Source organism: Leptospira yanagawae serovar Saopaulo str. Sao Paulo = ATCC 700523 (assembly GCF_000332475.2).
Classification (GTDB): domain Bacteria; phylum Spirochaetota; class Leptospiria; order Leptospirales; family Leptospiraceae; genus Leptospira_A; species Leptospira_A yanagawae.
Map to the genome: position 1 here is coordinate 753,039 of NZ_AOGX02000015.1, position 15,172 is coordinate 768,210.

A 15,172-nucleotide genomic window follows, 5' to 3' on the forward strand; every position below is an offset into this window, starting at 1 on the left:
GTTTGTGAAGTTGTCGCTACGTGATACAATCAAAGGTGTAATCGGAAAAATCCTTTTAACCGGTATTTTTGTCATCTCCATGACAATGTTTTTTATATTGTATCCTTTGTTAGCTGATCCTGACTATTACAAAAATTTAATCCTTGAAACGACATATAAAATCACAGAACTCAATGTGAATTATAAAAGTTCTGAACCTGTTTTTTTCCCGTTTCCTGGGATTGAATTGAATGATGTAACTGTATCCAAATTTGATGATGAGCTCATCCATGTGCAAAAACTTCGTATCGAAGTTTACTACGGTGTATTTGTTGGAAAGCCATTGGAAATTAGGAAGGTGTATTTAAATACGGGCACCGTTGAGATCACCCGAGAAAAAGATGAATCCTTTCCTTTATTTGAAAGGATCACAACCAAACCAAATTTAGAAACAAATTCAAATGCCAACGCAAATCAATCTGGAAACATTAATTCACAAACACCTTCCAAAACCAAAAATCAGAAGGTTACAAACCCTTCCGACGTAAAAGGAGAAAATGTAGATAAAACCATTGATTTATATTTTTCCAAAACCTTTGCTAACTTTGTTAATCTCATCGAAATCAAAAACATTACGATATTATTTGAAGACAGATTATATTCAAGGAATATCAATTTATACCTTTGGGGTGCCACCTTTCAATTAGATAAAGACCTTCGGAATTTGGATTTCTATATTTATGGCAAACTAAATAACGAACCTATTTCGTTGAGTACTGATCTTTTGTTTTCGGAAGATAAAATGACGTATGAATCCTTACGAGTAGAAGGTGAGTTTACCTTCCAAAATTTGAAAGGCACCGATTTACACGATATTTTAATTATTTTTACAAGAGGTGATTTACGATTTGCAAAAACTTCTGGAACAATCCCATTTTACAAACGTGATGCGGCAAAAATTTATGCAGTAGTTGAGCGAATGCACATTCAAGATTTAGCATTAAAAGATGGGAAAACATTTGCTGATGGTCATGTTTCCACTTTAATGCATTATGATAGTATTGAAGATAAACTATCATTTGCAAATATTATCGTCGAATGGAAAGGTAAATCAAAATTGTATGGTTCTGGTTTTGTTAATTTTCTAAAACCTCCCCTCTCTCCTACGATTTCTTTTGAAGGAAGTTCTGATTACCTTGATGTCCCAAGTATCATTAAGGTGATTAAAATTTGGGCAGATCCTGATTTTGAAAAATCTATTTTGACCCGAGATATTCCTAGTACTGGGTATGCGAATCGGATGAATGTATATTTGAATTTTCATTTACGAAATTTGACTGTGGTGGATTTCAAAGCTGATTCATTAAAATTAAATGTGCATTATGCAAAGAGAAAATTGAACATCAACCGATATGAATTAAGAGCCTATAACGGTGTTGCAATTGGGAATGGTAACTTTAGCTGGGTCAATCCAGTTGGATTGACACTAAAGGGAGAAATCCAACATGCAAGTATAGCTCCTTTACTTTCTGATATATTTAAAATTTCACCAATTACTGGTAATTTAGATTCGGAATTCATACTTTCTTCTCCATCGGATACGGAAGATGGTTTATTGTCCAATTTACAGATAACAGGAAATATAAACGCTAAAAATGGAGAATTATTAAGTTATACAAACATTTTGAAACCAATTAGTTCAATTGGTAGTATCATTAACTTAAAGAAAATTGATTTTAGTCGTGCGACACCCTATAACGAACTCAAATTTGATTTTTTATATGCAAAAGAAAACATTGATGTAAGAAACTTTGTTTTGAAAGCAGATGGAATTGCGGGTTCTGGAGGTGGTAAGATTGGCTTCAACAAATCAATTGATATGAAGTTTACAATTGCATTTCCTGGAGTTGCGGGTAAGGCTTTAAAACTTCCAATTATCTATCGCGGAACTTATGGTGTATCCACTCCTTTTATTGATCCGATATGGTTGGGTTCCGTTTATGCAGGTACTATTTTTTTAGCAAGTCCTGCTGGAGCCGCTGTAGGTGGGATTGCAGGTTCTGCAATGTCCGAGTATGTGAATAAAGCTGTAGACAATGTAACAAATGGTGTTCAAAAAAGTTGGAGTGGCATTAAATACTTGTTTGGTGGAAAAGAAGAAGAAGAGAAAAAAGAAGAAAAAACCAACGAATGAAGCCATTGATTTTTCCTTCTATATAACTATTGTTATTGCATAATGTACTGGATGGCTTCACAAACCCCAGAATCTTCATATTTAAAATCCACTTTGGGTTTGTCGGATCGTAATTCGGAAGGTGAAAACTCGATTTGGAAGTATTTAGAACCACCTTCATAAAAACATAATTTTTCAGATGCTTCTATCTCTTCTTCGTATTCAGAGTAACAACTCCTTTCGATTCCAGTAATGTATAATTCTCCTTTTGGTTGTCTCCATTTGCTAGTGGATATACAATTATTTTCATCAATTGAAAAAGAAGTATCGAGTGTGCCTTCATAATCCCGATTTCGTTTCACATTCGGATTGAATCGAAACAAGTCCAACATCATCCAATATCGGTTGTTAGAGTATAAAACGTAGACCATCTTTCCTAATTTTTCATCAAACCCACCTTCACCAAATTTTACAGCGAGTAACATTTTGGCTTTGTCATATTCATTGTTTTTGATGATGTCTTTGTAATCATTGGGAATACCTTTTACATATTCTTTGAAACCTTGGCCTGCAATTAGCAAATTAGGTGTTGTTTCCAACGGAGATAAAATAAAATCTTGTTTATCCGTTTTGACTTTGAATCCCAACGAATTTCCAGATTCTTCTGCTGATAAGGAAAGAATCGTTTGAATCTCTTCTTTTGAAACATTTCCCAATCCATCCAAAATTTGTAATTTGATACGGAAATTGGTACCGGAGTCTTGCAAAATTTCAAAGGTTGCAACTGTTTTGGTTGGATCCAAACTTTGTTCCAGTTTCTTTAATTTTTCTAGTGCAAGGTTACCAGAATCTGTCTGAACCAAATACTGAGTTTCGAAACCAGAAACTGAATAAACTCCTTCTTTAGACAAATACTCGAAAACTTTTTCAGAAAGGTATGGGTAATTTTTAAGTTTATTGAACTGCCCAACTAACCCTTTGAAGGTGGATGATCGTAATGGAAATCCAGCTATAAAGGAATTGATAAGATCGTTTCGTTGTTCCGTTAATTTTTGATCAAAATCGTTATTTGTTTTCACTGATGAGATGGCACCTGCTTCGTCTACTTGCGAAAGTACAGGATACTTCTTTTTAAGAGCAGTTACATATTGGTCTTCCCTGGAAGGGTTTTCAACGAGTTTTACGATTTGGTACAGTTCTTCTATTTTTTGAAGTTGGTCATCGGTTGAAGAAACCAATGATTGTAACAAAAATTGAAAGATTGTGAAATTGTTTAATTCAAGGGAGTCCTTAACTGACTTCGGATCAAGCAGGAGTTTTTTGATTCCATTACTTTCAGTGTATTCCTCTTCTGATACAACAATCATCTTTTTTTTGACTGAAGCATTGGAAGATGATTTTAGAAAATCGTTTCCAGCAACATCAAATTCTCTAATGTAACCAAATTCCGTTTTACACTTATGTTTGATAGAAGTAGGGCATTTGATTTGGTATGTTTTGTATACCATATCATTTTTTTCATAAGAAATTAACGATAGTATTTTTACAGCATCTGAATCGCCAATTGATCCTACTTTTTCAGCCAAAGGTTCTTCGGATTGTAGTACGTCGATTGTATCTTTTGGATCAACGAAGAAGATTTTTTTGGGAACCGTAAAGTTCTCTACTTTTTTTTTGCTGCAGTTCATAAGAACCACAGCTGATAAAAGAATCAATGTACCAATGATAGGATTGGATCGTTTCATGTGAATTCCTTAGTAGCTATCCACAACATGGATGTATTCACCAAACAAATATCCTTTTTTACCGTCACTTGTTTTCACTTGATACCAAAAGTCTTCCATTTCTTCGCCTTTGCTATTGGTGATGATGTACTTACGTGGTTCTCTTGAAACAATTTCGACAACTGCATTTCCAGGAAGACCCGTGATGACTTCCGATCGTTCGTTAGCCTTAGAACGTAAATTCAAACGATCAGACACGTTGATAATCGCGTATTGTTTTGCTGCTTTTAATTTTTTTAAGTTAGCACTTAAGTCAGACAAATTCGGATGATTTGGGTTCGATTTCTTAAATCGAATCAAAGTAGGAATGACTTGTGCTGGTTTGAAATTGGAAATCGCATCAAATGCTTCTTTGCTGATTTCTGTATCAGGGCTTGGTAGGAGAGATTCAATCGCGCTTAACGATTCATCAGTTTTAAATTTTCCCGCACTATACAAACAAGCCATGACAAAGTCTTTGTCCGCATTTGAACAAAATGGTTTTACATACTTCCACTCGTCCCAAGCGTTGATATTCCCTAAGCCACGAATGGCTGCCAGTTGAGTTGGTTTGTCTTTCCATTCGATCGCATTACGAAAGATAGGTGCATTTCCACTCCTTCCAACTTTTGACAATCCTTGAACGCTAAAAAAACGAATTTTTTCGTTTTTATCTTTGGCCCCTTTTTCAAAGTAAGATTGGGATTTTGCATTTCCAATTTTTGCCAAAGCTTCTATGGAAGCCTCTCTTACATAAACATCATCATTGTCATAGGCTTTGTGTAATTCGTTGATTCCTGCCTTGAGTTCACCGAGGGAAGTTGCAGCCTGGGCACGGATTTTACTGGATTCTCCTTTTTCCAATTGTTCTGTCATTGGTTTTACATATTTTGCTTCTCCCGATTTACCCATTTCGGCTAAAACGGAAATTTTATCAGCATCACTACTTGCAGATTTGAGATCGTCTTTTAGATCACCTGCATACAGTTGGAAACTTAAAGTTAAAAATAAAAATGTGAACCCTTTCTTCACGTAACACTCCAGTCATTGGCAATTGCCAGAATTCACCAAATGTTCTGGAATTTTCTATCTTTGTCAAGGATTCATTCGAAGGAAAAATGGAACAAACCTGTGTGAGTTGCATGTCTGGGATGAACTCCACGAAAATCCAATCGAAAGGTCATTGTATTTTCATTTAGTTAATAAAAAATTTCCTTGTAATGGCCATTTTTTAATTCGATATTTGTTTTACCATGAGTATGGATAAAAAATATCGAAAGAGATGGGCACTCGTTGCAAGAAATCCTTTGGCTTTTGTGAAACAATATCAGAACAATCGATCTCTTATACTTCTTGTGTTTTTGTCCTTTCTTGCGTTTTGTAAACCTCTCATTCTCAACAACCCTTCTGACCCTAACTCAAGAAGTTACTTTGAAAATGCAGTTGTAAATTGTTTCCTCGGAGTTTACGAAGCCTGTAATTCCTGCAAACCAGCACCTGGGCGATGGGATAGTTTTGTTGGCACAGCCACGAGTGGCACAACCTTAGGGTTTGGGATTCAAGTGGATCGGAACTATAATAGTTATTCGATTGGACAATCCCAGTTCAACTTTCCAGGAGGTGGTGTTGGTTTTATAGGAACTCCTGGTTCTGATATCAATTTTTTTATCACTAAAAAAAATCCGAATGGTCAGTTAGACTGGTTTAACTATGTCGGGAATCGTGCGGATGGACGTTTTGATATTTTGTATCGCGAAAATGATGGAATTTATTTTTTCCTTAGAACGAATGCTCTATTACAATCCGTTAAACATCCATTTGCTGGTGCAATTGGTACCGACGGCAATTCGGTTGTCGGAAAACTCAATCAAAACGGTGAGTTTATTTGGACAACTTATATCAACAATTCTGTGAATGGTTCCGATACAGAGTTAGGATCAGTCATCGACAGTCAAGATGGATCAGGACTTTACCTTTTTGGAAACACGGTAGATGGTTTAACTGATAATGGAACATTAAATGGAACTTATTCAGGCCAAGATTTCTTCATTCGAAAACTTTCTTATGATGGCCAAACGATTTGGACGAAAGTGTATCAAATTCCGGGTGACGTCACATTGTATCGGCCTATTAAGATCACAGAAATTCCGAATGGATCTGGTTTTTATCTGACTACAAGTGTTAGCACAAGTGCAACTGATTTAAGTGTGAGTTACCCAAATGGAAAAAATTCAAAGCCTGCGCTTAATACAAAACTTGTTATGAAGTTAGACCAAAATTTTGCCTACCAATGGCATCGTTAGGTAGGAGATGGGGCAAATCCAACCGAATTATTTTTTATTTCTGATTTAGCTTTTGCCGATGCAAGTTTTGTTTTGGGAACTACGTATGGTGATGCTGTTATATCGAGTGGCCTTAACCACCCAAACCCTTTAAATGGAGATGCTACCCAATTTTTTTCGTTAGATGGTTCTGGAAATCAAAACTATTCCAGTTTCATTTATAGTGGAATAGAATATTTAACCCATGGCACAGCCAGATTATTGGATCAAAACTTGGATCGTTATATCTTGTCTGGTGCAAGGATACAAAGCAGTGTATCTACTGGTTATATCTCTGAAGTGAACAAATCTAATTTTACTGAGTTAACACGTTATTATACAAATGGTACTAACATTACTTCCTTTCAAAGGCATTGTGATGGATCCTATACAGCTTTAGGTATGAGCACAACAGATATCCCTGATGCAATTATCCCTAAAGGAAGTGCTACCTTAAATAGTTTTGTGACTCGATTCAAACCTTAGGAAGTGTGAAACAAAGGTTACTCTGCTTCGCTTCGAATCGGAATCCCTTCTTTTTTTAAGATCTTTAAAGCATTTGTGGAAGTAGAAACCCCACTTCGGATTTTGTAGTCGAAATCCATTTTGCCATCCAATTCGAGTTCGGTAAAGTGGAATCGTTTTGCCCAAGGTATATCAGCCAGTTTTAAGTCATGGGTTGTTAAAAATACAATGCAGTTTTTTTCGCGTAAGACAGATAAGATTTCGCGAGTCGCAATGAATCTTTCTTTGGAATTGGTTCCCTTTAGAATTTCATCCAAAAACAAAATCGGAATTTTTTTGGATCCATTTGCATTTTGGATGATGGAGGAAAGCCTTCGCACTTCGGAATAAAAAAAGGATACTCCATCTTCCATCGAATCTTGGGAACGGATCAAAGTGTGGATTTGGAAATCGAACTGTTCAAATTTTTTGCCCAACACAGGTGCACCTGATCCTGCAAGTAACAACGACATGGCGATCGATCTCAGATATGTTGTTTTTCCGCTCATATTGGAACCAGTGACAATCATCAGATCACCAGGTTTCATTTCCGGTAGGGGATTAAACACACGGTTCGTTTCAGGGAGCATGGGATGGACCAAAGAATCTGCTTTGAGTGATTTTTGGTTGGATATGTTAGGAAAGTTTGCTTCTGGGTGGATGTAACCAAAATTAACGAATGGAAGGATCGAATCCATACCAATGATTTGGTTTTGCATACGGTTCCAATCTTCCGAAAATTTGAGTTTCCATTTGATAAGGGATTGGATTTTCCAAAGGTCCCATAAAAAAATTAAATTCAATACCAAATGGGGGAGAGGAGATACCAGAAGTTCCGCAGAATCACCAAGTTTACTAATTTTAGTTAACATTGATTTGGTGGTTTTACGATTTTTCGATAAAAACAAAAATGTTTTTTGGAAACGTACCGAGGCCGTACTAAGTGCTTTGATTTCCTTCCAATACAATAAGGACTCTTTCCTGTAATTTAAAAACAAAAGTCCATTGATGAGAAAAAGAAAGGGTATGAGTGGAAGATCAAATAATAATCCCACTGACATATACATGGGTGAAAACACTCCCCAAATGGGAAAAATCCATCGTAACCAATTTCGTTTCTCCCAAAAAGAAGAACTTTGGTTCACTTGGGGTAAGGCGAATTTTTCATTGGGTTCTCCATCTAAAACCAAAAATTTTCGCATCAATTGAAATGGATAATTCCTTTGTTTTAAGATTTGTTCCACTAACCCTAGATTTGGTTTTGGTTCTCCCACCAATCCATTTGGTTCTTGTAAAAAACGGTACAAATAATTATGGAAACCGGATTCTGTGATGGTAATATCAAAAACTCCCAAAAATCCTTGTTTGGTGCAAAGGTCCAAATCGATGGAAAGTGGATGGTTCCTAACCGGAACCGGGTATTCCCAAATTTCTCTAGTTTTGATTTTTTTAAACTCACCTGTAAGCCTGTGGATTTCTTCCTCAATGAAATGAAATGTTTTTTTGGCAAATTGAAGTTGTAATTTCCTGCGCGCATACAATCGAACTAAATAAATGAAAGGTAATAGTGGAAAAAGAGAAAGTAAATATTCCAACCAAGAAAGTTTTGCCAAATAACAAACGCTAATGGCAGAAACAAAAACAAAAAATGTGAAGAGACGAATCAAACTAACAATTCGAAGTCGTTTGGATAAAAATTGGATCTTGGATTTGTATTTTTTTTTCCTAAGATTTAGGAAAGTATACCGTGGATTAGTGGAAAAGTGGTCGTTCGTAATTTTCTTCTTCCCTTCGAGAAATCTCAGTATCAAGGACTCGGATGAGACTTCCTAAGTCATTTAATCTCCATTTGTCGATGAGACGCCCTTTTCCTCGACCGGAAAACTTATTTAAGTATAGAGTGCCAAATAGGTCTTCTCCATACTCATAAGCAACGAAGCGCCCACTTCGTCTTCCTGTAGAATTTTCCAATCGAATTGTCATGAACGAATACCAAAAATCAGAGAAAAAAAAATAGTACAAGCAAAATTTTTTGCTTCAGGATATTCATTTTTCGGCGATACATATATCGGGGGAAGGCTACTTACCACGGATGGTGGGCCCTTCAAAAACAGATACCCCAGAAACCGGAAAGCACGGAGGCTTGTATGGATTTCTATCCTGATATGAATTTGGAGTTTAAAAGCTCCTTTGTGAAGACCAACCAGTTTTTTGCCAATACGCAAGACGAATCCCTTCTCCCACAAAAGGGACTTGCGGCACGTAACCTACTCAACCTCGCACAAATGACCAAACTTCGCGAAATTCGCAAACGACATTTGAAAAAAGGACACCAACGCGAAGGGTTCCACTGGGACTAATTGCCTAAATTTCTCTTGACCATCTGAAAGTAGGGTCTATCATAAAGACCGCTTTTAGATGGAGAGATATGGCAAATAACCTAGCAGAAGTTTATAAGGAATCCGCAGAAAAATTTGGTCCAAGACCAGCATTTTGGTATAAAAATGCGCAGAAGGATTACCAAGCCCTTACCTATAAACAACTTTACGAAGATGGTATCGCACTTGCTGAAGCCCTTATTGATTTGGGTGTAAAAGCAAGGGAACATGTTGGCGTTCTTGCTGACAACCGAGTGGAATGGATCATCGCCGATTGTGCCGTGTTAACTGCTGGAGCGGCAAACGTTCCTCGAGGTTCGGACATCACAGATTCGGAAATCGTTTACATTTTAAATCACTCAGAAGCCAAAGTTGTTTTTTTAGAAAACGATAAGGTATACGAAAAATACAAAAATAACAAGTCCCAAGTGAAATCGGTAAAAACCGTCATCATCATGGACAAAGACACCAAATTAAAGTCAGGTGCTGGGATCTTACATTTTTACGATCTTTTGGAAAAAGGAAGGGAACTTCGTTCCAAAGGAAAACGAGAAGCGGAAAAACGAATGTCTGGAATCAAACCAGATGATTTGTACACTCTGATTTATACTTCAGGAACCACTGGTATGCCAAAAGGTGTGATGCTCATGCATTCCAACATGATCCACCAAATGCATTATGTAGTCCCTCGCGTTGCAAAAGTAACACCTGACGATCGTATGTTGTCCATCTTGCCTGTTTGGCATATCTTTGAACGTGTTGTGGAATACTTTGCCATCATCAATGGTGGTTCCACATATTACACAAAGGTCACCGAACTTCGTAATGACATCCAAAAAGCAAGGCCTACTTTTATGGCTTCTGCACCTCGGGTTTGGGAAAGCATTTATAATGGGATTTACACCCGTATCAATGACCCAAAACAAACCCCTCCAGTCAGAAGGTTTTTGTTTAAAGTGGCTTACTTTTTCTCAAAACACTACCATGCGGCAATTCGATTTCTCAAAGGTTGGGAAGTGGATTACGAAGGACGTAATATTTTACAATCCTTGGTTTTGTCCATTGTATCGATTGTAAAACTTTTGTTAACTGGTCCTTTCACTGTGACGATCCTGTCTCTCCTAACTTCGCAGTTTTTGGTTCCAGAAGAAAGTCCATTGAAAACTCCGTTATATGTCCTCGCGGGACTTGGAGTTTTGTTTAATAGTTTAACCTTGGATCGTATTGTGCTTTCCAAAATCAGACAAGCAACTGGAGGCCATTTGCGTGCTACCTTGTCGGGTGGTGGGGCCTTACAAAAACACGTAGATGCTTTCTTTATGGACATTGGGATCACGGTACTCGAAGGGTATGGGATGACGGAAACAGGGCCTGTGATTTCTGCCCGAACGTTTGATCGGCCAATTATGGGTTCTGTCGGTGATATTGTTCCCCTCAGCCAAGTCCAAATCCGTGATGATGCCGGGAATGTCCTTTGTCATATTGACGACAAAAAGAATATCATCTTTGGGAAGTTAGGTGTGAAAGGTGTGGTTCATTTAAAAGGACCACAAGTGATGAAAGGGTATTACAAAAATCCAGAAACTACGAAAAAAACCATCGTAGACAATTGGATGAACACTGGTGACATCGGAATGATCAACTTCAAAAAGACACTGACACTCACCGGTCGTGCGAAGGATACCATTGTGTTACTTGGTGGTGAAAACGTAGAACCTGTACCAATCGAAAACAAAATTGATGAATCACCTTACATCAAACAATCGATGGTTGTTGGACAAGACCAAAAGGTTTTGGGTGCCATCATTGTTCCTGACTTTGATGCTCTTATCCCTTGGGCTGAAGAAAATGGGATCTCAGAAAAAGCTCCTGAGAAACTCATAGTCCATCCAAAGGTTGTGGAGTTTTATAAAAAGGAAGTACGTAATTTTAACAGTGTTAAAACTGGTTTCAAAAACTTCGAACAAGTTCAGTATGTGACTCTCATCACAAAACCATTTGAAGTAGGGGATGAACTCACAAACCTTATGAAGATGAAACGCCATGTGATCACTGAAAAATACAAAGACAGAATTTTGGAGCTCTACAAAAACAGTTAATATGACTCCTTTTGCAGAGATCTTTCATGGAGACCGCATCTTGGAAATCAAGATGCAGTCGAATGAAAAGAACACTTTTGATTTTGAAGTATTTGTATTATTCCAACAAATTTTAAACAAACACGCAAATAATCCTAATTTGCGTGTTTTGCTTTTTACCTCCGCACAAACTCAGTTTTTTTCCAATGGGATTGAACCCACTCTCATGTATGGAAAACAGGAATCGGATGTTAGGCGTTCTGTGGAACAGTTGTTACGAACTGCGCAAACCTATTTCCATTTCCCGGTTCCTACGATCGCTGTGATCAATGGACATTGTATGGCAGCAGGAGCAGTATTTGCTCTCTTTTCAGATTATCGTTATATGGTGGACAAAGGAGGAAGGATTGGTTTCTCCGAAGCAATTGTGGGTCTAAACTTTCCTTCCATCCCGACGATCGTATTGCAAGACTTAGTTGGTGTGAAAGCCACAAGGGATTTACTTTTTACGGGGAAACAAATCAAAGGTCCTGAGGCAAAAGAAATTGGCCTTGTGGATGAGCTTTTTAGTGCAGAAGATTTGTATCCAGAAGCGATGAAATTTGCCGAATCCCTTTCCAAACTCACCTACAACTCAAGCCGAGGGATGAAAACTGCACTACGTGAACCATACCGCGCCCAAATGGAATCTTTATTCCAATTAGATGCAGACCTCTTTACCAAGGTGATTTTATCTCCTGATGGGCAAGAAGGGTTTTTGTCTCTCATAGAAAAACGTAGACCAAAGTTTTCCACATGATGCGACTTGTGATTGTATTTGTGGTCATGATTTTTTTAAATTGTGCCACAAAAGCAGTCATTAAGAGGTCAAAACTTGTTTCTACCCAAATCCATCATTTGGATTCTGTAAAGCTTATCCATCCTGACTATGATTTACTCTTTGAATCCACGGAATTGAAAACAAAAGATGGGACAACATACAAGCCTGCCCTCAATGGATGGGATCGGAGTTCGAATACTTGGTTTGCACCTCACCCAGATAGCCAACTAGACAAATTGGATATGAGAGAGATCACAAACCCAGGGGAAACCTCGCGTAATGGTGGCATCTATTTCCAACCAAAGTCATACAACCATTCTTGGTCTCTGTATCGATCCAAGGAGTTCTCTGTTGTATACAAATTATCGATTGATGATTACACGGGGATTCCCAAAGAAATAGAATATGTGGAATATGAAAATTCCTTTGGCATTTGTCTTGAATTAAAGTCGGGTAAAACTTGTTATGAATCGATTCCTATCGAAACGAGTCAGGATCCGCATTCTTTCCGATTGGCACTTTGTGATGTTTGCCAAACAAAAATTCGAAAAACCATTCGCATTCCCAAACAACCTACAGATGACTCTCTCATTGTTGCGCTAGTGGATGAAAAAGGAACCGTAGGAAAGATGTACCGAATCAACACAAAAAAATATGGATTCCTTCTGCAGCGGTATATGGAAATCAATTCTATAGATAAGTTTGGAATGAATGTTACGTGGTATCCTGTTTTGCCTTTTGCCTTCCTTTGGGATGCCATTACCATCCCATTCCAATTGATTTGGGCGATTCTGACACTCATTGCTTACAGTCGTTCTTTTAGCTAAGAAAAGAGATTAAAACCAATCCTTAAGAATTAGAAACTTTGTCTAAGATATTAACCGAACCTGAACCCTTTTGGCTGCCTGATTAGGGCTTGCCCTTGACGAAATGGGAAGGTCAAAAAACTTCATTATAAAGAGGCAATATGGCAGAAAATCATTATTATAATGCAAAAGACTTAGGAAAATTTGGAGAGATTGGTCGCACGAATCCCGCTCTTGCTGATAAATTTTTTGGATACTACAATGCAGTGATGGCAGAAGGAGCTTTAACAGAAAGAGAAAAGGCACTCATTGCACTTGCAGTGGCTCATGCCCTAAAATGCCCATATTGTATTGATGCCTACACGACCACTTCACTTCAAAAAGGTGCCGATGAAGCACAAATGAATGAAGCAGTACATGTTGCAGCAGCGATGGCAGCTGGTATTAATTTGGTACACAGCGTCCAAATGCAAAACAAAATAGACGAACTTTCGTTTTAGAATATGGATGTAACCGAACAACATTCCACCTTACAAGGATATAGTGGAAAACATTTTTTTGAAACCGTTGGAAAACCCATCCAGGCGCGTTCCATCAAAGTGTTCCAAATCAATGTTGGCAGATGGTGTAACCAAGCTTGCCGGCATTGCCATGTGGATGCGTCTCCCATTCGAACTGAGATGATGGACGAAAAAACTGCAAAACTTTGTATCGAACTCATATCTAAAATTCCAGAAATTGAAACGGTAGACATCACAGGTGGAGCACCGGAAGGAAATTCAAATTTCAAATACATTGTAACGGAAGCTAGGCGACTTGGAAAACGAGTGATCGATCGTTGTAACCTTACCATTTTGGAAGAACCAGGTTTTGAATGGTTGTATGAGTTTTTAAAAGAAAACCAAGTGGAAATTGTTTCTTCCTTACCTTCTGTCTTGGAAAATGTTACTGACAACCAAAGAGGAAAAGGTGTTTACCAAAAGTCTATTACCGCCTTAAAAAAGTTAAATGCTATTGGGTATGGAACCTCACTTCCGATCCATTTGGTTTATAATCCCAATGGGCTATTTTTAAGTTCAGGGCAAACCCAGTTAGAAAAAGAATACAAAGAACATTTATCGAAAAAATATGGAATTGTGTTTAACCAGTTGTTTTGTATCAACAACCTTCCGATCAATCGATTTTTGGGTTCTCTAGTTCGCGGTGGAAAATTTGAAATGTATATGGAAACTTTGGTGAATGCCTACAATCCGGCGACAGTGAACGGTCTTATGTGTTTGGACCAAATTTCAGTAGGATTTGATGGTTCCGTATATGATTGTGATTTTAACCAAATGTTGGAATTAAAATCAAAAGCTGTGAAACACATCCAAGATTTCGATTTGCCCGCATTCCTTGGGCGAGAAATCGTTGTAGCAAACCATTGTTATGGATGTACTGCTGGTGCTGGTTCTAGTTGTGGTGGGGAGATTGTTTAGATGTCAATTCAAAATGAAAAAGACCTACAGGGAATTTTAAAAGCAGGTAAGTTTGTTGCTAAGGTTCGAGAGTTATTAAAACTTTTGGCTAAACCTGGTGTTTCAACATTAGAACTTGATATGGCCGCCAAACAAGAGTTTGAAGCAGCAGGTGCTTTTTCTGCCCCTAAATTTGATTACAAATTCCCTGGATTTACCTGTATCAGTACCAATTTTGAAATTGCCCATGGCATTCCCAAAAAAGAAACCATTCTCAAGGAAGGGGATTTGGTAAATGTGGATGTATCTGCAAAGTTGGATGGTTATTATGCGGACACCGGAATTTCATTCATTGTTGGAAACTCAAACCCAACACTCCAAAAACTTTGTGATACTGCAATCGAAGGAACAATGCGTGCCACAAAACAGGCGTTTACAGGAAATTATCTACGCCATTTAGGAAAAGAAATCCATTCGGCTGCAAAAGAAAATGGATTCACTGTCATCAAAAACTTGGCAGGCCATGGCACGGGCAAAAAACTCCATGAAGAACCACAAGTTTTAGTATATGAAGACAAACGTGACCATAGAAAACTAAACCAAGGCCTTGTCCTTGCGATTGAATCCTTTATCTCCACTGGGAGCCAAACTGCATACGAAGAAGCAGATGGATGGACTTTGGTAGCTGGGAACCGACAAGGACAATTAAGTTATGTGGCACAATGCGAACACACGGTCATCGTACAAAATGGCAAACCCATTATCGCCACCATGTAAACAAGGGAGTAAAATTAATACCTTTGATTTGGAATTGGTTTCCTATTGAGATTCCAATAAACGAAATCATCAATTAACAAAACTAAAATTTATGTTAGTTTTGTTAAGATTGTCCA

Annotated in this window: 14 protein-coding genes; 10 read left to right on the forward strand and 4 right to left on the reverse strand. The window is 37.8% G+C overall.

The window, feature by feature from the left end; translation table 11 throughout:
- Window positions 1-4: 4 nt before the first annotated feature.
- Window positions 5-2,173 carry an AsmA family protein gene (locus LEP1GSC202_RS07260; protein ID WP_039928331.1) on the forward strand — a complete coding sequence of 723 codons (2,169 nt, stop codon included), beginning with the start codon at window positions 5-7 and terminating at the stop codon, window positions 2,171-2,173.
- Between the two features lie 32 nt (window positions 2,174-2,205).
- Here the strand turns inward: LEP1GSC202_RS07260 and LEP1GSC202_RS07265 are convergent, their stop codons facing one another.
- Entirely contained in the window at window positions 2,206-3,897 is a 1,692-nt protein-coding gene (locus tag LEP1GSC202_RS07265) for a hypothetical protein (protein ID WP_015676770.1), read from the reverse strand.
- 9 nt (window positions 3,898-3,906) lie between these two features.
- A complete protein-coding gene (locus LEP1GSC202_RS07270) occupies window positions 3,907-4,947 on the reverse strand; it encodes an SH3 domain-containing protein (RefSeq protein ID WP_015677346.1) in 1,041 nt (346 codons plus the stop codon).
- 284 nt (window positions 4,948-5,231) lie between these two features.
- On the opposite strand from LEP1GSC202_RS07270, the gene LEP1GSC202_RS07280 reads away from it, so the two are divergent.
- On the forward strand, window positions 5,232-6,218 hold the full coding sequence (locus LEP1GSC202_RS07280) for a hypothetical protein (RefSeq protein WP_167321697.1): 987 nt from the start codon (window positions 5,232-5,234) through the stop codon (window positions 6,216-6,218).
- Window positions 6,219-6,290: 72 nt separating this feature from the next.
- A complete protein-coding gene (locus LEP1GSC202_RS19445) occupies window positions 6,291-6,722 on the forward strand; it encodes a hypothetical protein (RefSeq protein ID WP_015677284.1) in 432 nt (143 codons plus the stop codon).
- Window positions 6,723-6,739: 17 nt separating this feature from the next.
- Here the strand turns inward: LEP1GSC202_RS19445 and LEP1GSC202_RS07285 are convergent, their stop codons facing one another.
- Together LEP1GSC202_RS07285 and LEP1GSC202_RS07290 are read right to left on the reverse strand one after the other, a co-directional pair.
- A complete protein-coding gene (locus LEP1GSC202_RS07285) occupies window positions 6,740-8,407 on the reverse strand; it encodes a MutS-related protein (RefSeq protein WP_015676477.1) in 1,668 nt (555 codons plus the stop codon).
- An 85-nt stretch (window positions 8,408-8,492) separates the two neighbouring features.
- Complete coding sequence (locus LEP1GSC202_RS07290; protein WP_015677063.1) at window positions 8,493-8,723, reverse strand: hypothetical protein; 231 nt, start codon at window positions 8,721-8,723, stop codon at window positions 8,493-8,495.
- 164 nt (window positions 8,724-8,887) lie between these two features.
- Here LEP1GSC202_RS07290 and LEP1GSC202_RS07295 point away from each other — a divergent pair, with 164 nt between their 5' ends.
- The 7 genes from LEP1GSC202_RS07295 to map all read left to right on the forward strand — a co-directional run bounded on the left by LEP1GSC202_RS07295 (window position 8,888) and on the right by map (window position 15,056).
- A complete protein-coding gene (locus LEP1GSC202_RS07295; RefSeq protein ID WP_425256014.1) occupies window positions 8,888-9,100 on the forward strand; it encodes a hypothetical protein in 213 nt (70 codons plus the stop codon).
- Window positions 9,101-9,168: 68 nt separating this feature from the next.
- The gene (locus LEP1GSC202_RS07300; RefSeq protein WP_015677490.1) at window positions 9,169-11,217 is read left to right on the forward strand and encodes an AMP-dependent synthetase/ligase; all 2,049 of its coding nucleotides are present in this window, start codon (window positions 9,169-9,171) and stop codon (window positions 11,215-11,217) included.
- A gap of 1 nt (window position 11,218) precedes the next feature.
- Window positions 11,219-11,995, forward strand: a complete 777-nt coding sequence (locus LEP1GSC202_RS07305; protein WP_015676597.1) for an enoyl-CoA hydratase/isomerase family protein — start codon at window positions 11,219-11,221, stop codon at window positions 11,993-11,995.
- The gene (locus LEP1GSC202_RS07310) at window positions 11,992-12,843 is read left to right on the forward strand and encodes a hypothetical protein (protein ID WP_015677191.1); all 852 of its coding nucleotides are present in this window, start codon (window positions 11,992-11,994) and stop codon (window positions 12,841-12,843) included. The genes LEP1GSC202_RS07305 and LEP1GSC202_RS07310 overlap by 4 nt, the downstream gene beginning before the upstream one ends.
- Window positions 12,844-12,983: 140 nt before the next feature.
- Complete coding sequence (locus tag LEP1GSC202_RS07315) at window positions 12,984-13,322, forward strand: arsenosugar biosynthesis-associated peroxidase-like protein (RefSeq protein ID WP_015676644.1); 339 nt, start codon at window positions 12,984-12,986, stop codon at window positions 13,320-13,322.
- 3 nt (window positions 13,323-13,325) lie between these two features.
- Complete coding sequence (gene arsS / locus LEP1GSC202_RS07320) at window positions 13,326-14,300, forward strand: arsenosugar biosynthesis radical SAM (seleno)protein ArsS (RefSeq protein ID WP_015677379.1); 975 nt, start codon at window positions 13,326-13,328, stop codon at window positions 14,298-14,300.
- Entirely contained in the window at window positions 14,301-15,056 is a 756-nt protein-coding gene (gene map / locus LEP1GSC202_RS07325; RefSeq protein WP_015676812.1) for a type I methionyl aminopeptidase, read from the forward strand.
- Window positions 15,057-15,172 lie beyond the last annotated feature (116 nt).

Coding starts and splice junctions, on each gene's coding strand:
- LEP1GSC202_RS07310 (WP_015677191.1), top strand. CDS start 11,992: ATGATGCGACTTGTGATTGTATTTGTGGTCATGATTTTTTTAAATTGT.
- LEP1GSC202_RS07315 (WP_015676644.1), top strand. CDS start 12,984: ATGGCAGAAAATCATTATTATAATGCAAAAGACTTAGGAAAATTTGGA.
- LEP1GSC202_RS07290 (WP_015677063.1), bottom strand. CDS start 8,723: ATGACAATTCGATTGGAAAATTCTACAGGAAGACGAAGTGGGCGCTTC.
- LEP1GSC202_RS07295 (WP_425256014.1), top strand. CDS start 8,888: ATGGATTTCTATCCTGATATGAATTTGGAGTTTAAAAGCTCCTTTGTG.
- LEP1GSC202_RS07305 (WP_015676597.1), top strand. CDS start 11,219: ATGACTCCTTTTGCAGAGATCTTTCATGGAGACCGCATCTTGGAAATC.
- map (WP_015676812.1), top strand. CDS start 14,301: ATGTCAATTCAAAATGAAAAAGACCTACAGGGAATTTTAAAAGCAGGT.
- arsS (WP_015677379.1), top strand. CDS start 13,326: ATGGATGTAACCGAACAACATTCCACCTTACAAGGATATAGTGGAAAA.
- LEP1GSC202_RS07300 (WP_015677490.1), top strand. CDS start 9,169: ATGGCAAATAACCTAGCAGAAGTTTATAAGGAATCCGCAGAAAAATTT.
- LEP1GSC202_RS07265 (WP_015676770.1), bottom strand. CDS start 3,897: ATGAAACGATCCAATCCTATCATTGGTACATTGATTCTTTTATCAGCT.